Origin of the sequence: Loigolactobacillus backii (assembly GCF_003946275.1) — a bacterium.
GTDB lineage: Bacteria > Bacillota > Bacilli > Lactobacillales > Lactobacillaceae > Loigolactobacillus > Loigolactobacillus backii.
Map to the genome: position 1 here is coordinate 1 of NZ_RHNQ01000101.1, position 4,752 is coordinate 4,752.

Annotated in this window: 5 protein-coding genes; all 5 read left to right on the top strand. The window is 37.0% G+C overall.

Annotated elements, in window-relative coordinates; genetic code table 11:
• Positions 1–357 precede the first annotated feature (357 nt).
• The 5 genes from EKM61_RS11345 to EKM61_RS11365 all read left to right on the top strand — a co-directional run bounded on the left by EKM61_RS11345 (position 358) and on the right by EKM61_RS11365 (position 4,532).
• Positions 358–1,011 (top strand): histidine phosphatase family protein, encoded by a 654-nt coding sequence (locus EKM61_RS11345; RefSeq protein WP_068222182.1) that lies wholly within the window; start codon positions 358–360, stop codon positions 1,009–1,011.
• A 16-nt stretch (positions 1,012–1,027) separates the two neighbouring features.
• On the top strand, positions 1,028–1,372 hold the full coding sequence (locus EKM61_RS11350; RefSeq protein WP_068222186.1) for a thioredoxin family protein: 345 nt from the start codon (positions 1,028–1,030) through the stop codon (positions 1,370–1,372).
• A 159-nt stretch (positions 1,373–1,531) separates the two neighbouring features.
• Positions 1,532–2,125 carry a GNAT family N-acetyltransferase gene (locus EKM61_RS11355; protein ID WP_068222189.1) on the top strand — a complete coding sequence of 198 codons (594 nt, stop codon included), beginning with the start codon at positions 1,532–1,534 and terminating at the stop codon, positions 2,123–2,125.
• Between the two features lie 315 nt (positions 2,126–2,440).
• Positions 2,441–3,151 carry a response regulator transcription factor gene (locus EKM61_RS11360; RefSeq protein ID WP_068222192.1) on the top strand — a complete coding sequence of 237 codons (711 nt, stop codon included), beginning with the start codon at positions 2,441–2,443 and terminating at the stop codon, positions 3,149–3,151.
• Positions 3,132–4,532, top strand: a complete 1,401-nt coding sequence (locus EKM61_RS11365; RefSeq protein ID WP_225359786.1) for a sensor histidine kinase — start codon at positions 3,132–3,134, stop codon at positions 4,530–4,532. The genes EKM61_RS11360 and EKM61_RS11365 overlap by 20 nt, the downstream gene beginning before the upstream one ends.
• Positions 4,533–4,752 lie beyond the last annotated feature (220 nt).

Consider the following 4,752-nt stretch of genomic DNA (forward strand, 5'->3'; position numbering starts at 1 on the left):
ACGCTAACTATCATAAGGGAGAGGCTTCCCTTTTTCAATTCTCAATAAATCATTTACACATAATTATTTAAACACTCAATTAAAAAGTGACTAAGTTATACGACCTAACTCTATAAAATCATTATACCGGTTTAACGTCAATTAGAAACCTTTCTTAATGTAATCTTTTAAAGCTGATTGACGAATACTACAAAAAATGTCGTTAATTAAAGTGACATTTTTTCAAACATGATCTAATTTAGTCACAGAAGTACTTAAAAAAATAATTTCGGAACATTAGGCCTAAATTTTGTTTTGCATCTTTGCCGATAAATTACTATGATAGGCAAAGATAGTAAAAGAAATGGAGATAGTGACATGACGACTTGTTATTTTATTCGCCACGGTGTTACTCAAATGAATGCTCAAGGCCGTGTAAATGGTGCCTTAGTTGATACACCCTTAATGCCAATTGGAATTCGTGGTGCCAAGGAAGCAGGCGAGTCCTTACAAAACATTTTATTTGATCGTATTTATGCTAGTCCACAAATGCGTGCGGTTGCAACCGCCGAAGTAGTGTTACAGCAGAATAATGCTCAACTGGAAACGCCACAACCAATTCGATTGGCCGAGCCACTGCGTGAAATGAGCTTAGGTGATTGGGAAGGTCATCGAATTAAAGATTACACTGATCACCCCCAATATTATAATTTTGTTCACGCGCCAAGTGCTTTTAACCCAGCTAGTTTTAATGGCGAGCCTTTTCAAACAGTTGTTCAGCGTGGTGTCGGCTTTATGCAGCAAGTTGTCTCAGCCGATAATGATCAAACACTTCTTTTTGTTGGGCACGGAACGATGTTGACAATCTTAATGCGCAGTCTATTAGGGGTGCCCTACGATCAATTATTGGCGGATGGCTACATTGATAACACCAGTATCAGTGTTTTGACGACTAGTGACGGTCGGCAATACAAAAAAATTCGGTGGAATGATACTAGTTTCTTAAGTCAACCAGTTTACAACCATTTATAGAAAGTGATACTGAAAAATGGCCAAGAATATTACTGATAAAAGCTTTGTCACGGCGACGGCGGCCGGTTTTATTTTGGTGGATTTTTGGGCGGCATGGTGTGCGCCATGTCAGAAGATGACCCCAATTCTACTAGCTTGCGAGCAAAATATTTCCGCATTAAAGGTAGTTCGCTTAAATGTGGATCAGAATCCACAAAGTACCAAGGCGTGCGGCGTTCAGGGCCTACCAACGTTAATGATTTTTTGGCAGGGAAGGCCCTACCAGCGGGTCACGGGCTATCAACCACAAGCCGTTTTATTACCCCACCTGCAGCAATTAGAGCGAGAGTGTTTTGAAAAGCGCCCTAAGTTAAATAATTAGTTTTCAAGAAAGCGCTTTAATCAAGGCTATCTTTTTGACATGAATTTCTTCCTTAGCTATACTAATAATTACATACGATAGGTCATGAACAGTAAACTGCATTTAATCCAATCATTAAATGTGTTTGTGGATGCCGAGGTATGATACGGAGGGAATTTTTTGATAATTAGAGAAGCACAGAAAGATGACGCGGGCCAGATCGCCCCACTTATCAATCTTATTTATGACGAAATGCAGTTGGAAGAGCTCGAAGACGTTCCTGACGGTGACCTGCTGAAGGTCATCAGGGCCGCTTACCAAACGGATGCTTATCTGTCTGGTAAGGCAACGACCGTGGTGGCCGAAATTAATCACCGAATTGTTGGGGTAGCATTTGGTTATCCTGATGAAAATGAGGACGCTGTTGATGCTGTTATGACGCGCCTATCCGCTAAAAACGCTGCTTTTGCTGTTGAGCCTTTAGAGCTTGAGTCAGAAACTTTTACGGATGAATGGTACTTGGATTCGATTGCTGTGGATCCAAATTATCAGGGGCACGGTATTGGTGGTAAGCTTCTAAAGGCATTGCCGAATTACGTTCAACGTGACGACATGACAACAATTGGTTTGAATGTTGATTTTGCTAATCCTAGTGCGAAAAAATTGTACCAGCGCTTTGATTACGAAACTGTGGGGACAAAGTTAATTGGCGATCATAAATATTACCATATGCAGCTGGACCTTGAACCAACGAAGGCTGTGATGGCAAGTTAGCAACTCTATTTACTTGGCGAGTGACGACTATAAATAAAATTTAATAACAGATAAAAATGGCGACTGCAGTAAAATTTTATTTTGCTAGGAGTTGCCATTTTTGGCGTTAAATATTTAGATTAGAGCTTGTTTATTCGTCAGAAAATATTAGTAGAAGTAATTTTTAAGACTTTTTAGCCGAATCGTTTATGTCGCAGTAATGTTTCTCAAAGGAGCATTGACTTTTTTTACTGTTTCACTTTATAGTCCTAGGTGAGTGTAATTGCAAAGTATGTGTAATTTGATGAAATGAGTTGGATTGAGGAGAAGTCTAAAATGAGAAGAACAATTTTATTAGTTGAAGATGAGGAAAGTCTAATTTCTTTTTTGCAGACGGAGTTGAAATTTGAGGATTATGCTGTAATTGTTGCCAGAGATGGTAAAGAGGCCTTGACCGATTACACGAGTAAATCCAGGCAAATCAATTTAATTTTATTGGACTGGATGTTGCCAAAGTTAGATGGATTAGAAGTAATGCGACGAATTCGAAGGCACGATGATGTGCCAATAATTATGATGACGGCACGTGATTATGTTGGAGATAAAGTAGCTGGACTAGACAATGGTGCGGATGATTATATTACAAAACCATTTGAAATTGAGGAACTATTAGCACGTATACGAGTGGCCTTAAGGCGAGATAAAAAACAAAATAACGCATCCCAAACAAGTTATAAAATAGCCGATTTATTGCTTGATACAAAATCTCGTCAGGTTCGTCGAGCTGGTAAAGTAATTCAATTGACCCAACGAGAATATGATTTATTATTAAGTTTGATTAAGCATAAGGAAGAAACTTTGACTCGTGATGAGCTCTTGAATCTAGTGTGGGGGGTAGATTTTCAAGGGCAGTTAAATATCGTTGATGTCTATATTCGTTATTTACGAAATAAAATTGACTTTGAAAATAAGCCGTTAATTCATACTGTTCGTGGGGTAGGTTATACACTGAGAGACGATAATGTTAATGAAAAAAAAGAAAAATAGTAATACAAATGCGGCACAGATTACTAAATCATATGCCATTATTTTAATTCTAATTACATTATTAATGAGCAGCTCAATTATTACCATCGTTGGTTATCGATTAGTCAGTAATAAACGTAAAGATGCCGAGTCTTTGATGATAGTTTTAAAACGGTCACTCGTTGATAATAAACCAGATTGGATTCTCTGGAGAAGCGAGAGCACACTTGATACGAGTAATACTTTTGTAAAAGTGAAAGTAAATATTCCTAATCAAGCGCAAAAAGAGTTTTACTCACCTCACACTAAAGCATTCTTAAACGAAAAATTTCATTCATGGCCACTGTTAAAAAATATTCAATATCGATCTGAACAAGGCGTTTATTATCACACAGTTGATTATGATCGTAGTGGTCACAATACTAACGAACAACCAAAAATTAAATATGAAATTTGGTTAAGCTTAAATAATGTTGTTCATCTTTTTGAAGAAATCTTAGAAACAATTAGTTTGATAGTAGCGTTTAGCTTTTTAATCGGATTATGGTTCATCTCTAGATTGGCACAGCGACTTAATAAGCCATTAGTAGATTTGACGACAGCAACTCACAAAATTAATAACACTGAAAACATTACCTACCATGAATCGCTACCAATTTTTGATAATCCGCAAGAGGTACATGATTTAAGTATTGAATTTAATCGATTGCTGGGGACACTTAATAAACAGGTGCTACATGAACATCAATTTGTTTCAGATGCCTCACATGAATTAAGAACACCATTGGCGGGGATTCGGGGACATATTAGTTTGATTCACCGACATGGCGAAAAGCATCCTGATATAGTACCTACATCACTGGCCTATATTGATTCAGAATCCTTGCGAATGCAGCGATTGATTGAAAATCTATTACAATTATCGCGAATGGATCATGCTAAATTGGAATTGAAACATTTCAATTTAAGCAGTTTATTGAGCAAGATTTGCAAGAATTATCGGCAACAAATTACGCAGCATTTGATTTTGAAGGACACGAATAATATTATTGTTTATGCTAATCAGGATAGTGTCGAGCAGATTATAACTGCATTATTAGATAATGCGCATAAATATTCACCTGCTAAGTCGACCATTAGTATTGAAGTAACCGATCGATTTAATGATATTCAAGTTAAAGTTAATGATGAAGGAGCTGGAATCAAGGGTCAAGATAAGTGGCACATTTTTGATCGCTTTTATCGTGCAGATCAATCTCGTTCTCAAAAAATTAATGGTTCAGGACTTGGGTTAGCAATCACGGCACAGTTGGTTGAGCTGAACCATGGCGAGATTAAAGTACAAGACAATGTACCCCATGGCAGTTGTTTTGTTGTAACTTTAAAAAAGAACAAGAGCTAATTCTGAGAATCCTTAAGAATTTGTTCAGAAATTATGAGTAGAAGCCTTTCGCGTACTGATTACAATAAGAATTGTAATTAATACTTGAAGGGCTATTTTTATTGGTAAGGCAATTTGATTTAAAGGTTAATATTTTAAAGACGCGTGGTGCTAGTTCGTCACAAAATTAAAAAATCCTAAATTATAGACTAAAATTGCCAGTTCAATTTTTAGTTGAAAG

Coding starts and splice junctions, on each gene's coding strand:
- EKM61_RS11365 (WP_225359786.1), top strand. CDS start 3,132: ATGAAAAAAAAGAAAAATAGTAATACAAATGCGGCACAGATTACTAAA.
- EKM61_RS11360 (WP_068222192.1), top strand. CDS start 2,441: ATGAGAAGAACAATTTTATTAGTTGAAGATGAGGAAAGTCTAATTTCT.
- EKM61_RS11345 (WP_068222182.1), top strand. CDS start 358: ATGACGACTTGTTATTTTATTCGCCACGGTGTTACTCAAATGAATGCT.
- EKM61_RS11350 (WP_068222186.1), top strand. CDS start 1,028: ATGGCCAAGAATATTACTGATAAAAGCTTTGTCACGGCGACGGCGGCC.